Here is a 12228-nt window from a genome sequence, read left to right as displayed (position 1 = left end):
CAGGCGCGCTGTCGATGCTCCTGCTCGGCTTTGCAGTTTTCTGGTTTGACGCTTCGACAGGTGGGGAATGACCGCGCACCCCACCGAAGACACCTTTGCCACTCTCGCGGCCCGCTACCCCGCTCCCGCAACAGCAGAGCTCGTCACGCTCTGGAGGCGCGGCCAGCAATCCGTCCTTAGCGTCACGGCCGACGGCAAGGTTCACGACTTCCACCTGCCGCCCGCGAGGCTTGTCTATCTGTTGCGCGAGGTTGCGGAGCAATTGGCTGATAATTCGATCCTGAAATAGGAGGGCGCCCGTGAGCGCGCGAACTGGCGACTGGATACAGACGGCAACCGGCGGCCAGTTCTGGCCTATGGATCCACAGCCCGAAGAGATCGACATCAACGATATCGCCCACGCTCTTTCGATGCTTTGCAGATTCGGCGGGCATTGCCTGCGCTTTTACAGCGTGGCCGAACACTCGGTTTTGCTGTCGTACGTCGTGGCGCGTGAGCATGCGCTTTGGGCTCTCATGCACGACGCGACTGAGGGCTATCTCGTAGACATGCCGCGCCCGATCAAGGCGTTCCTGCCAGGTTATAAGGAGGCGGAAGCCGGAATTGAGCGTGCCGTTGCGGCGCATTTCGGACTCACCCTACCCGTACCCGCCGAGGTCAAGGACGCGGACAAGCGCATCCTCACGGACGAGGCGCAGCAGAACATGGCGCACTGTCCAGTTGAATGGGCGACCGCTGCCGAGCCGCTGGGCGTGCGGCTGCAGTTCTGGTCGCCCACACTCGCCAAGGCTGAGTTCTTGGCCCGGTATCGGGAATTGACGGGAGACGCGTCATGAACCGCGCTCATCTCCGCTGGTGGCTCTGGGTCTGCCTTACCGCCGTCGGCGCGGCTGTGGCCTGGCTGCTGGGCTTCTTCGCAGTACTGGCCAAGCAGGACGCCACCGGCCTCGGGTTCGTCGTCCTGACGCTCTACGCCGCCAGCACTGCTTGGCTGGGGTGGAAGGTCTGGAGCGGCGACGCTGACTACGGCTTCGTCCGGCACATCGCAAAGGACATGTCATACATCGGGATCCTAGGCACGTTCATTGGTCTGTACCTTGCTTTTCAGGTCATGGCTAACCTTCCGGCAGACGGCTCAATCCCGCCGACGTTCAAGGCCGAATTCATCCGCGCTGTGGCGACGAAGTTTCTTACTTCGATCGTGGGACTGGTCGGGTTCCTATGCCTGGAAAAACAGGTTCAGATTTTGGAGGCTAGGTGATGAAAGTGGCGCTGAAAGCTATCGGATATTTTTTTGCTGGTTTGGGATTGGTCGCCATCGGGGTTGTTGCCTGGTGCGTCTACGTAGTTGCTCCCTCTGGCATGGGGCGCCTGTGATGAACGCCAAACAAGATGGTGGGCCGGCGTTTCCCGGCAAGACGAGCCCGCTTGCTGCCGACGTTAGGCGGGTCCGTGACGACCTTGGGCTCGGGCTGTACGACGCGCGCGAACTTCTCAGTCACAGCGGCGGCATGTCGCTGCGGGATTACGCGGCGATCCATGCCGATGTTGACGGAATCCAGTTTCCGAGTTGGAGGGCGGCCGCCGCCTTCGTTGGTGCAGAAGCTCCCGATGAATCAGACTTTGCGGGGCTTTTGGCGCTAACGGCGCGCACGCAAGCGAAACTGCGTTACCTCTATGCCGACGCCATGCTAGCGGCTCGCGAGGTGCGGTCGTGATGGACGCTACGCAGCGCACTTGGGTGGTCACGTGGGTGGCGTTCATGGCCATGGTTGCGGTTGCTTTCGCAACCTACAACTTGGGCCCGAAAGCTGAATTTCTCCCGATCGATCGCGTTGAGTGCAAGGTGGTGCAATGACAGAGCGCATCACAGGCGTGGCGTTGCTCACTGCCGAAGGCGAGCTTTGGAGCCTGCCTAAGCCCAATCGTCATTGCAATCTGTTCGCATTGGCCGCGTTTCAGGGCAACCACGCTGATCCGTGCACGCAGGGCTTCACCACCGACATAGGCCGGTTCGTCGGGCGGGAGGAAGCCGTGGGCATCGCGACTGAGGCGCGCCAGCTAATCCGCAAGACGGACCCGCCGTCGCAATTGTTTTCGGAGGATTTGTGGTGAGCACGATGATTGAGCGGGTCGTCGCCGCCAATAAGCGAGCGTGGGACGAATGGCCTGAACCTATCACCACTGCGAACCTGGCACAGGTTCGTGTGGCTGCAGCCCGCGCCGCTATCGCCGAGATGCGTGAGCCGACCGAGGGGATGAGCGAAGCTCTCAGCCAAGCGACGTATGAGGAGTGCGGGTACCCGTCAGATTGGATGGAGATTGATGCGCCGACTGTCTTTGCCGCAATCATCAGCGCTGCTTTGGAGGAAAAGCCGTGAGCGGGATACTTTTTCTCGTTGCCTTTTTGACGGTCATTGTCGCTGTTGTCGCCGATCTAATAAACAATCCATATCTGATCGAAGAACGAATTTTCGGGAGCCCGCCGCGTAAAGCTTTCTTCATTTATAGGCGTGGGTTGCCGCTTACTAGCGAAGCGCATTTTTACTCTCGCGACGAGGCCGATGACTGGATTGCCAAAGCCAAGGCAATTCAGTCATGACTGCCCGAGCCTCATCCCCCGACCTTCCAGCTCCATTTTTCGATTTTGCTATGTCGGTGCTGATGGTGTTCGTGGCGCTGTTCGTGCTGGCCACGTTCGACACGCCGCGCCCGCCGCAAGCCGGCGTCCTGACGCCGAAGGCTGAGTTCTTAATTGAGCTCACATGGGATGACGGCAGCGCCAGCGACGTCGACCTGTACGGGCGCGGACCGGATGGGAAGGTAGTGTTTTTCGGCTCGCGCCGGACGGAGATTATGTTCCTTGACCAGGACAACACCGGGAGCGGCAACGGCTCGGTGGTGGATCGCAGAGAGATCGTGACGGTTCGGGCGATTGAGCCCGGGTCTTATTACTTCGGGGCGCACGCCTACCGGCTCGCGTCCCCGGTCAACGTCAAACTGCGGGTTATCAAGCTCAATCCATATTCCGTCGTCAGCGAGCGCGCCGTCACCTTCGACATGCAGGGCCAGGAGCGGACGCTGGCGGCAATGACCGTGCGGGCCGATGGGTCGGCCGAACCGTATGAGGCGCAAACTAAGATGGTGGGGAAGTGATCGACTGGAAGGATATCAGCACGGCGCCGAAGGACGGCTCTGACGTCCTCGTTGCCTACGACCTTGCCTCAGTCATCATCGTTCACGTCGCCTACTGGGACGACGACGAGCACGACCTTTGGCAGGAGCAGGGCTTTGGATCAAAGGCCGAAAAGGTCGGCTGGTGGTCATACGTTAATAGCAGTGTCTCGCAAGACAAGCTCGACGGCATCCACGCCCCGCAGTTCTGGGCGCCCTACACACCACCGGAGCTTCGCCCATGCTGGCCCTAACCGTAGCCGCCACGCTGGCCGTTCTGGCGCCGCTGGCGTGGTTGTTGGTGGAGACATCGCGGCGTAGGTGGCTCTTTGTCGCCGTACCATTCTTGGTCGCCCTGCCGCTGGCCTTCTACGCCTACGGCTCGAGCCTGCTGGGTTATGCCGTGGCTAGCGCGCCCGTTGGCGAGTTCGACGTGGTGCACGCCAGCGTGGACGAGGCCAGGGGTATGGTGCTGCTGCTGATCGCCACGCCCGACGGCGCGCGCCTCCACGCCGTCCCCGCCACGGAGGAGGCCCGTAAGCAGGCTGGATCCGCGCAGGCGGCCTTGGAGAAAGGCTTGCCGGTTCGTGGTCGCTCGGGAACCGGCGCAGACCAGAACGAGGGCGAGCTCGTGTTTTATGTGCTGCCGCCTATGGCGCAGCCGAAGGAGTGAGGGTGATGCTGACTTGGGAAGAGAGCGTCCGAGGACTTCACGCAAAATGCGGTGATAGGTACGTCGGCTTTGTAGTCGCGCGAGAGCCGGGCGACGTAGCCTGGCAAGTTACCGCCGTGCACATGAAATGGATTGCGAAGGGTGAGGGCGAATCTAAAGACGTGCCGTCCGCAAAGCGCGCGCTGGCACGAGCGTGGAAATCCTGGCTCGATGCCTTTGGGCTGCAGGAGGCTGCATGACCGACATCATCGACAAACTGAATCGCGCCAGCGAACTTGCCGGCCCCACGGACGAAAACTGGAACCGGCGCTATGTCGCCGCGCTTAACTCGCTTGGTCTTTACCTGTCATGGTGGCCCTCCGACACAGTGCCGGAGGACGCTATCATGGCGCCCGTGCCGCACGCCGACGGCTGGCAGTATCAGTACCCTTCGTATGTGACGACGGAGTAGGGCGATGGCTGTGTACCGGATGGGCTTCTATGAATTCCGAGAGAGCGAAGCTGAAGGCGTGGCAGTTTATAGTGTGATTGCCCATACGATTGGGCTGCAGGACGTTGTGTACCAGTCGCCTATTGACAGCTTCGATATGCGCGGAGTTCGCCCGGTGCCTCATGAAGTCGTTCTTCACGAGGGCGGCGACCTGGCTGCGGCTCAGGCGTTTTACGATGACTGCTGGTCTAAGGTAGACAACAAGCCACCGGAGCCGCGGACATGACCATCACCGTCTACAACGAGGCCGGCGAAGTCGTCACGGATCCGCAGGAGCAGGCGCGCCGGCTTCGCTCCGAGTTCGGCGGCGATTGGATAGTTGTCTATGACGAATCCGGTAAGCCTGCCGGCGTTGCCGTGCGTGATGGTTACGACCCGCTGGACGCGCTCAACGCAATGCCGCCCGAGGTGCGCGACAAGATCGTTGAGGGCTCAATACGGGCCGAAAAAATTCATGTTGAAGAGTTGCCCGCGTGGGCTCGCGTGATCGAGGTTGAAGACATTTCCGAGGTGCCGCCAACCATGTTCCAAAGAGTCCGCGTCAAGCGCTGATGCGCCCAGCGCTTCAGTCTCCGCCCACCAACCCCGCCCAGTGCGGGGTTTTTTATTGCGCCCGTGTGTTGGTCGGCTCCGGCATTCGGATCTTCGACCTATCAAAACGCCGGAGCCTAGCCGCGGGTTAGGCGGTTGGCAGACGATGTAACATTTATCCCACAGCCGAACATCCGTGAACAAAGCAAAAACGCCTCTGCACGGCTTTTGCACGAGTCGTGCACGCGTTTCACGTTTTGTTCTCGTGCATCTCGCGCTTTCGCGCAGGCGGGCCGTAGCCCGCCAGTAAAAATATCGTAGCAAAATCAATAAGTTAAATGGTGGGCGGCACAGGGATCGAACCTGTGACCCCTCCCGTGTGAAGGGAGTGCTCTACCGCTGAGCTAGCCGCCCGGACCGCGCTGTTCCTAGTGGGGTCGGCCTGCGCCGTCAAGAATGAGTAGCGAGCGCCGGCTGGCCATTTGTCAGGTTGCGGACCGCCTGGGGTAGTTCGCTGAAGTGCTGGATCACCAGATCCGGAGCGAGCGCCTCGACCGGCACGTCGGTATAGCCGAACGGCACGCAGACCACCGGGATTCCCGCGGCGCGCGCCGTGTCCACATCGGTGCGCGAATCGCCGATCATCACCGCGCGGGCCGGATCGGCCCCGGCCTGCGTGATCGTCTGCGTCAGATGGCGCGGGTCGGGCTTGAAGAAGGCGAAGCTGTCGCGCCCGGCGATGGCGGCGAAGCGGTCGGTCAGGCCGACCGCATCGAGGAAGAGCTTGGTGTGCAGGATCGGCTTGTTGGTGCAGACGGCGAAGACGAAGCCGTCTGCAGCCAGCGTATCGAGCGCGGCGACGACACCGTCATGAACATAGCTGTCCTGTGCGATTGCGCCGGCATAGATCGTCAGGAATTCCTGGAACAGCTGCTCCAGCTTCTCGGGATCGAGCGGCTGGCCGCTGACCTTGAAGCCGCGCTCGATCAGCGCCCGCGCGCCGGCGCCGACCAGCTCGCGCGCCCGCTCGAGCGGCAGCGCCGCCAGCCCCTCCTGTTCGAGGATGACGTTCAGCGTGCGCATGATGTCGGGAGCGGTCTCGGCGAGCGTGCCGTCGAGATCGAAGACGACGATCGGGGGAAGCGACATGGGCGATCCTGTGACGTGGCCCTGTGCATAAAGGCTGGCCGGCACGGCTTGGCAAGGCTCAAGACGGGAGAGCCGCCATGTCGTCGTCACCTTGCCGCAATCGCGATGATACCGCTCGGCCGGCATGATAGGGTGCGGACGAATCGTCGAAAGGGGTCGCAGCGGTGTCGAAACTGTCGAGCTGTTCCAGAAGCTCCCTCGGCCGGGCGCTGGGCGTCGGCCTGTTCGTCTTGCCGGCACTCGGTGCGGCGCTCGCCGCGCCCTTCGAGTTCGCGCCGGCGCCGCAGACCGATCTCAACCGCGTCTACCGCATCGACAAGGCGACTGGCGAGGTCGGCGCCTGCCAGTTCCAGCTCAAGGAGGGTGGCGTCGGCGTCACCGTCTGCTTCCCCGCGGGGGAGGGGGCCGGTCCGCAGGCGCCGAGCGATTACGTGCTCGTACCCTCCCGGCATGAGCGCGAGGGCGGCATCTTCCGCGCCAATGTCCGCACCGGCGAGCTCAGCGTCTGCTACGTCTTCGACGACAAGGTCGTCTGCACGCCGATGGCGAAGTAGCGGCTGCCGGCGGGCCGGTGGCCGAACGGTAACTGCAAGCTGCGCACCGCCTGCATGCGGCGTTTTGCTATCGGCAAGCGCTCCCGCTGCATGCTAGAGCCCCGGCGACCCGTTCATGACGCCGGAGGCTCGTATGCTCGCGCTCAAGGATCCCTCGCTGCTGCGCTCGCAGTGCTATGTCGACGGCGCCTGGATCGGCGCGGGCGTCGATCCGGTCGACAATCCCGCGACTGGCGAGGTGCTGGCCAAGGTGCCGCGCTTCGGCGCTGACGAGACCACCGCCGCGGTCGAGGCCGCCTCGCGCGCCTTCAAGCCCTGGGCGAAGAAATCGGCCAAGGAGCGCTCGGTCATCCTGCGCAAATGGTTCGAGCTGATCATGGCGAACCAGGAGGATCTGGCGCAGATCATGACGGCCGAGCAGGGCAAGCCGCTGGCCGAGGCCCGCGGTGAGGTCGCCTATGCCGCCTCCTTCGTCGAGTTCTATGCCGAGGAAGCCAAGCGCATCTATGGCGAGACCATTCCCTCGCCCTTCCCGAATTCGCGCATCATCGTCGCCAAGCAGCCGGTCGGCGTCTGCGCCGCGATCACGCCCTGGAACTTCCCGGCGGCGATGATCACCCGCAAATGCGCACCGGGCCTGGCGGCGGGCTGCACCTTCGTGGTCAAGCCGGCGCCGGACACCCCGCTGACGGCGCTCGCCCTGGTCGAGCTCGCCGAGCGCGCCGGCTTCCCCAAGGGCGTGATCAACATCGTCACCGGCGACGCGGTCGCGATCGGCGGCGTGATGACCAGCCATCCGGCGGTGCGCTTCATCGGCTTCACCGGTTCGACCCCCGTCGGCAAGCTCCTGATGCAGCAGGCGGCCACGACGGTGAAGAAGGTCGGGCTCGAGCTCGGTGGCAATGCGCCCTTCATCGTCTTCGACGATGCCGATCTCGACAAGGCGGTCGAGGGTGCGATCATCGCGAAGTTCCGCAACATGGGTCAGACCTGCGTCTGCACCAACCGGCTCTTCGTCCAGGACGGCATCCATGACGACTTCGTCGCGAAGTTCGCCGGCGAGGTCGCGAAGATGAAGGTCGGCAACGGCGTCGAGGTCGGCGTCGTGCAGGGGCCGCTGATCAACGAGCGCGCGGTCGAGAAGGTCGAGCGCCATGTCGCCGATGCGGTCGCCAATGGCGCCAGGGTGATGGTCGGCGGCCGCCGTCACGCGCTCGGTCGCACCTTCTACGAGCCGACCGTGATCTCCGGCGTGACCACGAAGATGCTGGTCACCACCGAGGAGACCTTCGGTCCGATCGCGCCGATCTACCGCTTCACGAGCGAGGACGAGGTCGTCGCCATGGCGAACGACACGCCCTTCGGTCTTGCTGCGTACTTCTACACCAGGGATCTCGGCCGGGCCTTCCGCGTCGCCGAGGAGCTCGAATACGGCATGGTCGGCATCAACTCGGCCATTCTCGGCACCGAGGTCGCGCCCTTCGGCGGCGTCAAGGAATCCGGCCTCGGCCGCGAGGGCTCCCTCCACGGCATCGAGGAGTTCGTCGAGATCAAGTACATGCTGATGGGTGGGCTCGGCGCGTGAGTGAAGATCTGAAGAAGGCCGCCGCGCTGGCGGCGCTGGAGCTGGTGCGGCCGGGCATGCGTCTCGGCCTCGGCACCGGCTCGACGGCCAAGCACTTCGTCGACGGCCTCGGCACCAAGGTCGCAGCCGGGCTCCAGGTGATCTGCGTTGCCACGTCGGAAGTGACGCAGGCCCAGGCCATCGGCCTGTCGATCCCCATGTCGACGCTCGACGAGACGCCTGAACTCGACCTCACCATCGACGGTGCAGACGAACTCGACAGCGCCTTGCGGCTGATCAAGGGCGGCGGCGCCGCATTGCTGCGCGAGAAGATCGTCGCTGCCGCCTCGAAGCGCATGATCGTGATCGCCGACACCGGCAAGCAGGTCGAGACGCTCGGCCGCTTCCCGCTGCCGATCGAGGTCGTGCCCTTCGGGCTCGAGGCGACGCGCCGGGCGGTCGCTGCTGCCGTGGCTTCGTCGGGTGCGCATGGCGAGCTCAAGCTGCGCAAGCGTCCTGACGGTTCGACCTTGCTGACCGATGGCGGCCACTACATCCTCGACGCGCATCTCGGCCGGATCGAGCTCCCCGAGGTGCTGGGATTGGCGCTCAACCAGGTGCCCGGCGTCGTCGAGCACGGCCTCTTCCTTGGCCTGGCGACGGCAGCTTTCCTGGCTGGCAGTGACGGCGTGCGGGTTCTCGGTGACCCGGCTGTGGAGCGTCGCTGAGCGCTCGCCGAACCACGTACTTCGGCCGCAAAAGTGGTTTCCACTTTGGCTGGACATGTTCTAAGAGCGGCCGGCGGCTGCGCCCGGTCAGGGACGTTGCCGCACCATAACAATGGAATCGCCGCATTCCGGACGATCGACGAAGGGGTAACCGCATGATCCGTCACAGCCTGGCAGGCGCGTTTCTATCGCTGGCGTTGTTCGCCGTGCCCGCTCTGGCGCAGCAGGCGCCGACGCCGGAGCACCTCAAGGCCGCCCGTGAGGTCGTGATCTCCTCCGGCCTGTCGCAATCCTTCGACTCGATCTATGTCGAGTTCACCACTGGCGTCCGCCAGAACATCGGCTCGACCCGGCCCGAGCTGAAGAAGGATATGGACGAGGTCCTCACCGCGCTTAAGGCCGAGGCGGATCTGCGCCGTGAAGAGATCGTCGATTCCTCGGCGCGGGTTTTTGCCAGCAAGATGACCGAGGCCGACCTCAAGGACGTCGCCGCCTTCTTCAACTCGCCGGTCGGCCAGCGCTACAACTCCTATCGCCCGCAGGTGATCGACGAGATCTTCGCGCTGCTGCAGCCCTGGAGCACCGCGACCAGCAACCGGCTCTTCGATCTCTTCCAGGCCGAGATGCGCAAGCGCGGCCACCAGATCTGAGCTGCAAAGCCCCCATTCAAAAAGGCCGCCGGCAGGACCGGCGGCTTTTTTTGTTTGCCCTGAACCTCAGTTCACCGGGCCGGCCCCGCCGATATCCTCCATCGTCGGATCGCTCGGCCGCACGCCGCTGGCGCGGTTGACCATCACGGTGACGAACCAGAGCACGACGCCGATGCCGATCAGAACGCCGGCGATCTTGTACTGGACCGGGTCGCGCCCGGTCCAGGGACCGGCGAAGAAGGCACAGAAGATCGCCCCGGCGATCGGCAGGATCGTCGGCGTACGGAAATGCTCATGGTCGACCGTGTCCTTGCGCAGCATCAGCACGGCGATGTTGACCACGGTGAACACGCAGAGCAGCAGAAGCGCCGTCGTGCCGCCCAGCGCCGGCACCTCGCCGACGAAGGTGATCAGCGCGAAGGCGAGCAGGGTGGTGAAGCCGATCGCGATATAGGGTGTGCGCCTGGTGGCGTGCACCTTGCCGAGCGCCGGCGGCAGCACATGCTCGCGGCTCATGCCGTAGACCAGTCGGCTCGCCATCAGCATGTTGATCAGCGCGCTGTTGGCGACGGCGAACATGGTGATGAAGCCGAAGATCCAGATCGGGAAGTTCGGCGCGCCGGCCGCGACCACCTTGAGCAGCGGCGTCTCGCCCTCGCCGAGCTGCTCGGGCGAGACCAGCGTGATCGCCGAGATCGAGACCAGCACATAGATCACGCCGGTGATGACGAGGCCGGCGAGCAGGATCTTCGGGAAGATCCGCGTCGGGTCCTTGGTCTCCTCGGCCATGTTGACCGAGTCCTCGAAGCCGACCATGGCGAAGAAGGCGAGCGTGGTGGCTGCGATCACCGGCCAGAACATGCCGCCATCGCCGGCCGGCTTGAACTGGGTGATGCGCGAGACGTCGCCCTGGCCGGCGGCGATCGCCCACAGGCCGACGAAGATCACGATCAGGAGGCCGGTCAGCTCGACGCAGGTCAGCACGACATTGGCCTTCACGCTCTCCCCAACGCCGCGGAAGTTCACCGCAGCGACGATCGCCATGAAGGCGAGGCCGAGGAGGGTGATGCCGATGCCGCCGGTGAGGTTCAGCCCGAAGGCGTGCGACATGTTGGCGGCGAAGGCGCGCGATGCCGTCGAGGCCGAGGTTATCCCTGAGCACATCACCGCGAAGGCGACGATGAAGGTGATGAAATGGACGCCGAAGGCCTTGTGCGCATAGAGCGCCGCGCCGGCTGCGCGCGGATACTTGGTGACCAGTTCGAGATAGCTGAACGCCGTGATCATCGCGACGACGAAGGCGACCAGGAAGGGCAGCCAAACGACGCCGCCGACCTGCTTCGCCACCTGGCCGGTGAGCGCGTAGATGCCGGTGCCGAGAATGTCGCCGACGATGAAGAGCAGCAACAGCCAGGGCCCCATCACGCGATGGAGACTCGGCTCGGCGGCTTCGGCTTGCGGTGCGGCGGAAGGGGATAGCGTAGCGTCGCTCATGGTTCATCCTCGCTCGACGGGCCGCAGGCCCGGTGAAGAGGAGAACACAGTCACGCCATATTTGTTCACGCGCAACCGGAGCGTGCGCTCCCGGTTGCGCGTCGCGTAGTCAGCTGGAGCGCCTGACACAGACGTCGCGTGCGGCACGCATGCCTGTCGCACGCACGATCGGCGACCAGATCAAAACATCAATCCAGGTCAGACCCTCGACAAGCTAAGCGAAGAACCGCCGCAGCTCGCTGGCGACCAACTTTGGCTTGCCGACATTGTCGGCCGCGATGTGGCCGATGCCCTTGAGCTCGACCCGCTCCGCCTGCGGTAATGCGCGCTGCAGCGCGTCGAGCGCCATAGGCAGATAGGGATTGGAATTGTCGCCGCCCATTAGCAGCACCGGCAGGCCGATGGCGCTGAAGCGCTGCACCTGACCCGCCGTGGCGGCGACGAGCAGTATGTCGTAATGAACGGTCGGCACCAACTCGCGGATGGCGGCCGCCTCCTCGCCAGTACCACGTAGGGCCATCCGCATCATCAGCGTGAGCAGTGGCCGGGGCAGGTTGGTAAACCAGTCGCGTTGGTCGCCGGTCCCCTTCATCGCCGAGACCATGGCGGCTGCGATGTCGCCGGCCGCAAGATCGGCCTCGTAGCGCTGCGCGAAGTCGAGCGGCGATGGCGACCCCACCGGCACCGGCGGCTCATAGAGCGCAACTCTATCGAAAATCTGCGGATGGCGCAGCACCGTCCACAGCGTGGCGATGGCGCCTGAGCTCAGCGCGAATACGTCGCGCGCGCCGGTCTGCGCCAGGACCGCCGAAAGGTCATCGACCTCGGTATCGATGCCGTAGTCCGCTCCCGGCGGGCCGCTGAGGCCACGCCCGCGTCGGTCCGGCAAATAAAGCGTGAAGCAGTCGGCCAACAGCTCGGCGAGCCGCGTGAAATTGCGGCTGCTCTGCATGGCGCCGGGCAGCAGAACGAGGCCGGGGCCGGCCCCGATCTGCCGATAGCCGATAATGGTGCCGGCGCGCGAGGTCGCGTGGTCCGTCGACCATTGGGTCATGGCTGAACTCCGAGCTCACCGCCGATGCCACGCGGGACGTAGGCGGTGGAGGACGGGCTGTCGAGCAGCCGGGCAACGCCATGGCGCAGCGCACGCGTCGCCGGATCGGGCCGGCCGAGTGCCGGGCGCCACAAGCGCGGCCTCTGGTCGCGATCATGAGTCTGAGC

At 64.3% G+C, this 12228-nt stretch carries 21 protein-coding genes and 1 tRNA gene; 17 read left to right on the top strand and 5 right to left on the bottom strand.

Annotated elements, in window-relative coordinates:
* Positions 1–67: 67 nt before the first annotated feature.
* The 13 genes from ACWIGM_RS08780 to ACWIGM_RS08720 all read left to right on the top strand — a co-directional run bounded on the left by ACWIGM_RS08780 (position 68) and on the right by ACWIGM_RS08720 (position 4889).
* Positions 68–289 (top strand): hypothetical protein, encoded by a 222-nt coding sequence (locus tag ACWIGM_RS08780; RefSeq protein ID WP_454025554.1) that lies wholly within the window; start codon positions 68–70, stop codon positions 287–289.
* A gap of 10 nt (positions 290–299) precedes the next feature.
* Entirely contained in the window at positions 300–836 is a 537-nt protein-coding gene (locus ACWIGM_RS08775; RefSeq protein WP_454025553.1) for an HD domain-containing protein, read from the top strand.
* Positions 833–1261, top strand: coding sequence for a hypothetical protein (locus tag ACWIGM_RS08770; protein ID WP_454025552.1), 429 nt, complete (start codon positions 833–835; stop codon positions 1259–1261). Before ACWIGM_RS08775 ends, ACWIGM_RS08770 begins: the two co-directional genes overlap by 4 nt.
* Before the next feature lie 115 nt (positions 1262–1376).
* Positions 1377–1718: a hypothetical protein gene (locus ACWIGM_RS08765; RefSeq protein WP_454025551.1), complete on the top strand. Its 342-nt coding sequence runs from the start codon at positions 1377–1379 to the stop codon at positions 1716–1718.
* A 136-nt stretch (positions 1719–1854) separates the two neighbouring features.
* A complete protein-coding gene (locus tag ACWIGM_RS08760; RefSeq protein ID WP_454025550.1) occupies positions 1855–2115 on the top strand; it encodes a hypothetical protein in 261 nt (86 codons plus the stop codon).
* Complete coding sequence (locus tag ACWIGM_RS08755) at positions 2112–2381, top strand: hypothetical protein (RefSeq protein WP_454025549.1); 270 nt, start codon at positions 2112–2114, stop codon at positions 2379–2381. Before ACWIGM_RS08760 ends, ACWIGM_RS08755 begins: the two co-directional genes overlap by 4 nt.
* Positions 2378–2602: a hypothetical protein gene (locus ACWIGM_RS08750; protein WP_454025548.1), complete on the top strand. Its 225-nt coding sequence runs from the start codon at positions 2378–2380 to the stop codon at positions 2600–2602. The genes ACWIGM_RS08755 and ACWIGM_RS08750 overlap by 4 nt, the downstream gene beginning before the upstream one ends.
* Positions 2603–2652: 50 nt before the next feature.
* Entirely contained in the window at positions 2653–3156 is a 504-nt protein-coding gene (locus tag ACWIGM_RS08745; protein ID WP_454025547.1) for a hypothetical protein, read from the top strand.
* Positions 3153–3428, top strand: coding sequence for a hypothetical protein (locus ACWIGM_RS08740; protein ID WP_454025546.1), 276 nt, complete (start codon positions 3153–3155; stop codon positions 3426–3428). The genes ACWIGM_RS08745 and ACWIGM_RS08740 overlap by 4 nt, the downstream gene beginning before the upstream one ends.
* Positions 3416–3847 carry a hypothetical protein gene (locus tag ACWIGM_RS08735; protein ID WP_454025545.1) on the top strand — a complete coding sequence of 144 codons (432 nt, stop codon included), beginning with the start codon at positions 3416–3418 and terminating at the stop codon, positions 3845–3847. The genes ACWIGM_RS08740 and ACWIGM_RS08735 overlap by 13 nt, the downstream gene beginning before the upstream one ends.
* Positions 3848–4082: 235 nt before the next feature.
* Positions 4083–4298 (top strand): hypothetical protein, encoded by a 216-nt coding sequence (locus tag ACWIGM_RS08730; protein WP_454025544.1) that lies wholly within the window; start codon positions 4083–4085, stop codon positions 4296–4298.
* Between the two features lie 4 nt (positions 4299–4302).
* Positions 4303–4563 (top strand): hypothetical protein, encoded by a 261-nt coding sequence (locus ACWIGM_RS08725; protein ID WP_454025543.1) that lies wholly within the window; start codon positions 4303–4305, stop codon positions 4561–4563.
* Positions 4560–4889, top strand: a complete 330-nt coding sequence (locus ACWIGM_RS08720) for a hypothetical protein (protein WP_454025542.1) — start codon at positions 4560–4562, stop codon at positions 4887–4889. Before ACWIGM_RS08725 ends, ACWIGM_RS08720 begins: the two co-directional genes overlap by 4 nt.
* Positions 4890–5207: 318 nt before the next feature.
* Here the strand turns inward: ACWIGM_RS08720 and ACWIGM_RS08715 are convergent.
* Together ACWIGM_RS08715 and ACWIGM_RS08710 are read right to left on the bottom strand one after the other, a co-directional pair.
* Positions 5208–5282, bottom strand: a tRNA-Val gene (locus ACWIGM_RS08715).
* Positions 5283–5318: 36 nt separating this feature from the next.
* Positions 5319–6017 (bottom strand): HAD family hydrolase, encoded by a 699-nt coding sequence (locus tag ACWIGM_RS08710; protein ID WP_454025541.1) that lies wholly within the window; start codon positions 6015–6017, stop codon positions 5319–5321.
* A gap of 209 nt (positions 6018–6226) precedes the next feature.
* Between ACWIGM_RS08710 and ACWIGM_RS08705 the strand changes: the two genes are divergently transcribed.
* From ACWIGM_RS08705 to ACWIGM_RS08690, 4 genes are all read left to right on the top strand, one after another.
* Positions 6227–6571 (top strand): hypothetical protein, encoded by a 345-nt coding sequence (locus ACWIGM_RS08705; protein ID WP_454026963.1) that lies wholly within the window; start codon positions 6227–6229, stop codon positions 6569–6571.
* A 133-nt stretch (positions 6572–6704) separates the two neighbouring features.
* Positions 6705–8156, top strand: coding sequence for an NAD-dependent succinate-semialdehyde dehydrogenase (locus ACWIGM_RS08700; RefSeq protein WP_454025540.1), 1452 nt, complete (start codon positions 6705–6707; stop codon positions 8154–8156).
* Positions 8153–8863, top strand: coding sequence for a ribose-5-phosphate isomerase RpiA (gene rpiA, locus ACWIGM_RS08695; RefSeq protein WP_454025539.1), 711 nt, complete (start codon positions 8153–8155; stop codon positions 8861–8863). The genes ACWIGM_RS08700 and rpiA overlap by 4 nt, the downstream gene beginning before the upstream one ends.
* A gap of 155 nt (positions 8864–9018) precedes the next feature.
* A complete protein-coding gene (locus ACWIGM_RS08690) occupies positions 9019–9513 on the top strand; it encodes a DUF2059 domain-containing protein (RefSeq protein ID WP_454025538.1) in 495 nt (164 codons plus the stop codon).
* A 66-nt stretch (positions 9514–9579) separates the two neighbouring features.
* On the opposite strand, the gene ACWIGM_RS08685 is transcribed toward ACWIGM_RS08690, so the two are convergent.
* The 3 genes from ACWIGM_RS08685 to ACWIGM_RS08675 form a co-directional block, all read right to left on the bottom strand.
* Positions 9580–11007, bottom strand: a complete 1428-nt coding sequence (locus ACWIGM_RS08685; protein ID WP_454025537.1) for an APC family permease — start codon at positions 11005–11007, stop codon at positions 9580–9582.
* A gap of 214 nt (positions 11008–11221) precedes the next feature.
* On the bottom strand, positions 11222–12061 hold the full coding sequence (locus tag ACWIGM_RS08680; RefSeq protein WP_454025536.1) for an alpha/beta fold hydrolase: 840 nt from the start codon (positions 12059–12061) through the stop codon (positions 11222–11224).
* Positions 12058–12195 carry a hypothetical protein gene (locus tag ACWIGM_RS08675; protein ID WP_454025535.1) on the bottom strand — a complete coding sequence of 46 codons (138 nt, stop codon included), beginning with the start codon at positions 12193–12195 and terminating at the stop codon, positions 12058–12060. The genes ACWIGM_RS08680 and ACWIGM_RS08675 overlap by 4 nt, the downstream gene beginning before the upstream one ends.
* Positions 12196–12228: the final 33 nt, after the last annotated feature.

It is taken from the genome of Allobosea sp. NPDC055332 (assembly GCF_053645455.1).
The sequence above is the reverse complement of the archived record's forward strand: the minus strand, read 5'-3'. Positions and strand labels throughout refer to the sequence as shown.

Coding starts and splice junctions, on each gene's coding strand:
- ACWIGM_RS08745 (WP_454025547.1), top strand. CDS start 2,653: ATGTCGGTGCTGATGGTGTTCGTGGCGCTGTTCGTGCTGGCCACGTTC.
- ACWIGM_RS08700 (WP_454025540.1), top strand. CDS start 6,705: ATGCTCGCGCTCAAGGATCCCTCGCTGCTGCGCTCGCAGTGCTATGTC.
- ACWIGM_RS08725 (WP_454025543.1), top strand. CDS start 4,303: ATGGCTGTGTACCGGATGGGCTTCTATGAATTCCGAGAGAGCGAAGCT.
- ACWIGM_RS08735 (WP_454025545.1), top strand. CDS start 3,416: ATGCTGGCCCTAACCGTAGCCGCCACGCTGGCCGTTCTGGCGCCGCTG.
- ACWIGM_RS08710 (WP_454025541.1), bottom strand. CDS start 6,017: ATGTCGCTTCCCCCGATCGTCGTCTTCGATCTCGACGGCACGCTCGCC.
- ACWIGM_RS08780 (WP_454025554.1), top strand. CDS start 68: ATGACCGCGCACCCCACCGAAGACACCTTTGCCACTCTCGCGGCCCGC.
- ACWIGM_RS08770 (WP_454025552.1), top strand. CDS start 833: ATGAACCGCGCTCATCTCCGCTGGTGGCTCTGGGTCTGCCTTACCGCC.
- ACWIGM_RS08690 (WP_454025538.1), top strand. CDS start 9,019: ATGATCCGTCACAGCCTGGCAGGCGCGTTTCTATCGCTGGCGTTGTTC.
- ACWIGM_RS08730 (WP_454025544.1), top strand. CDS start 4,083: ATGACCGACATCATCGACAAACTGAATCGCGCCAGCGAACTTGCCGGC.
- ACWIGM_RS08765 (WP_454025551.1), top strand. CDS start 1,377: ATGAACGCCAAACAAGATGGTGGGCCGGCGTTTCCCGGCAAGACGAGC.
- ACWIGM_RS08720 (WP_454025542.1), top strand. CDS start 4,560: ATGACCATCACCGTCTACAACGAGGCCGGCGAAGTCGTCACGGATCCG.
- ACWIGM_RS08680 (WP_454025536.1), bottom strand. CDS start 12,061: ATGACCCAATGGTCGACGGACCACGCGACCTCGCGCGCCGGCACCATT.
- ACWIGM_RS08685 (WP_454025537.1), bottom strand. CDS start 11,007: ATGAGCGACGCTACGCTATCCCCTTCCGCCGCACCGCAAGCCGAAGCC.
- ACWIGM_RS08760 (WP_454025550.1), top strand. CDS start 1,855: ATGACAGAGCGCATCACAGGCGTGGCGTTGCTCACTGCCGAAGGCGAG.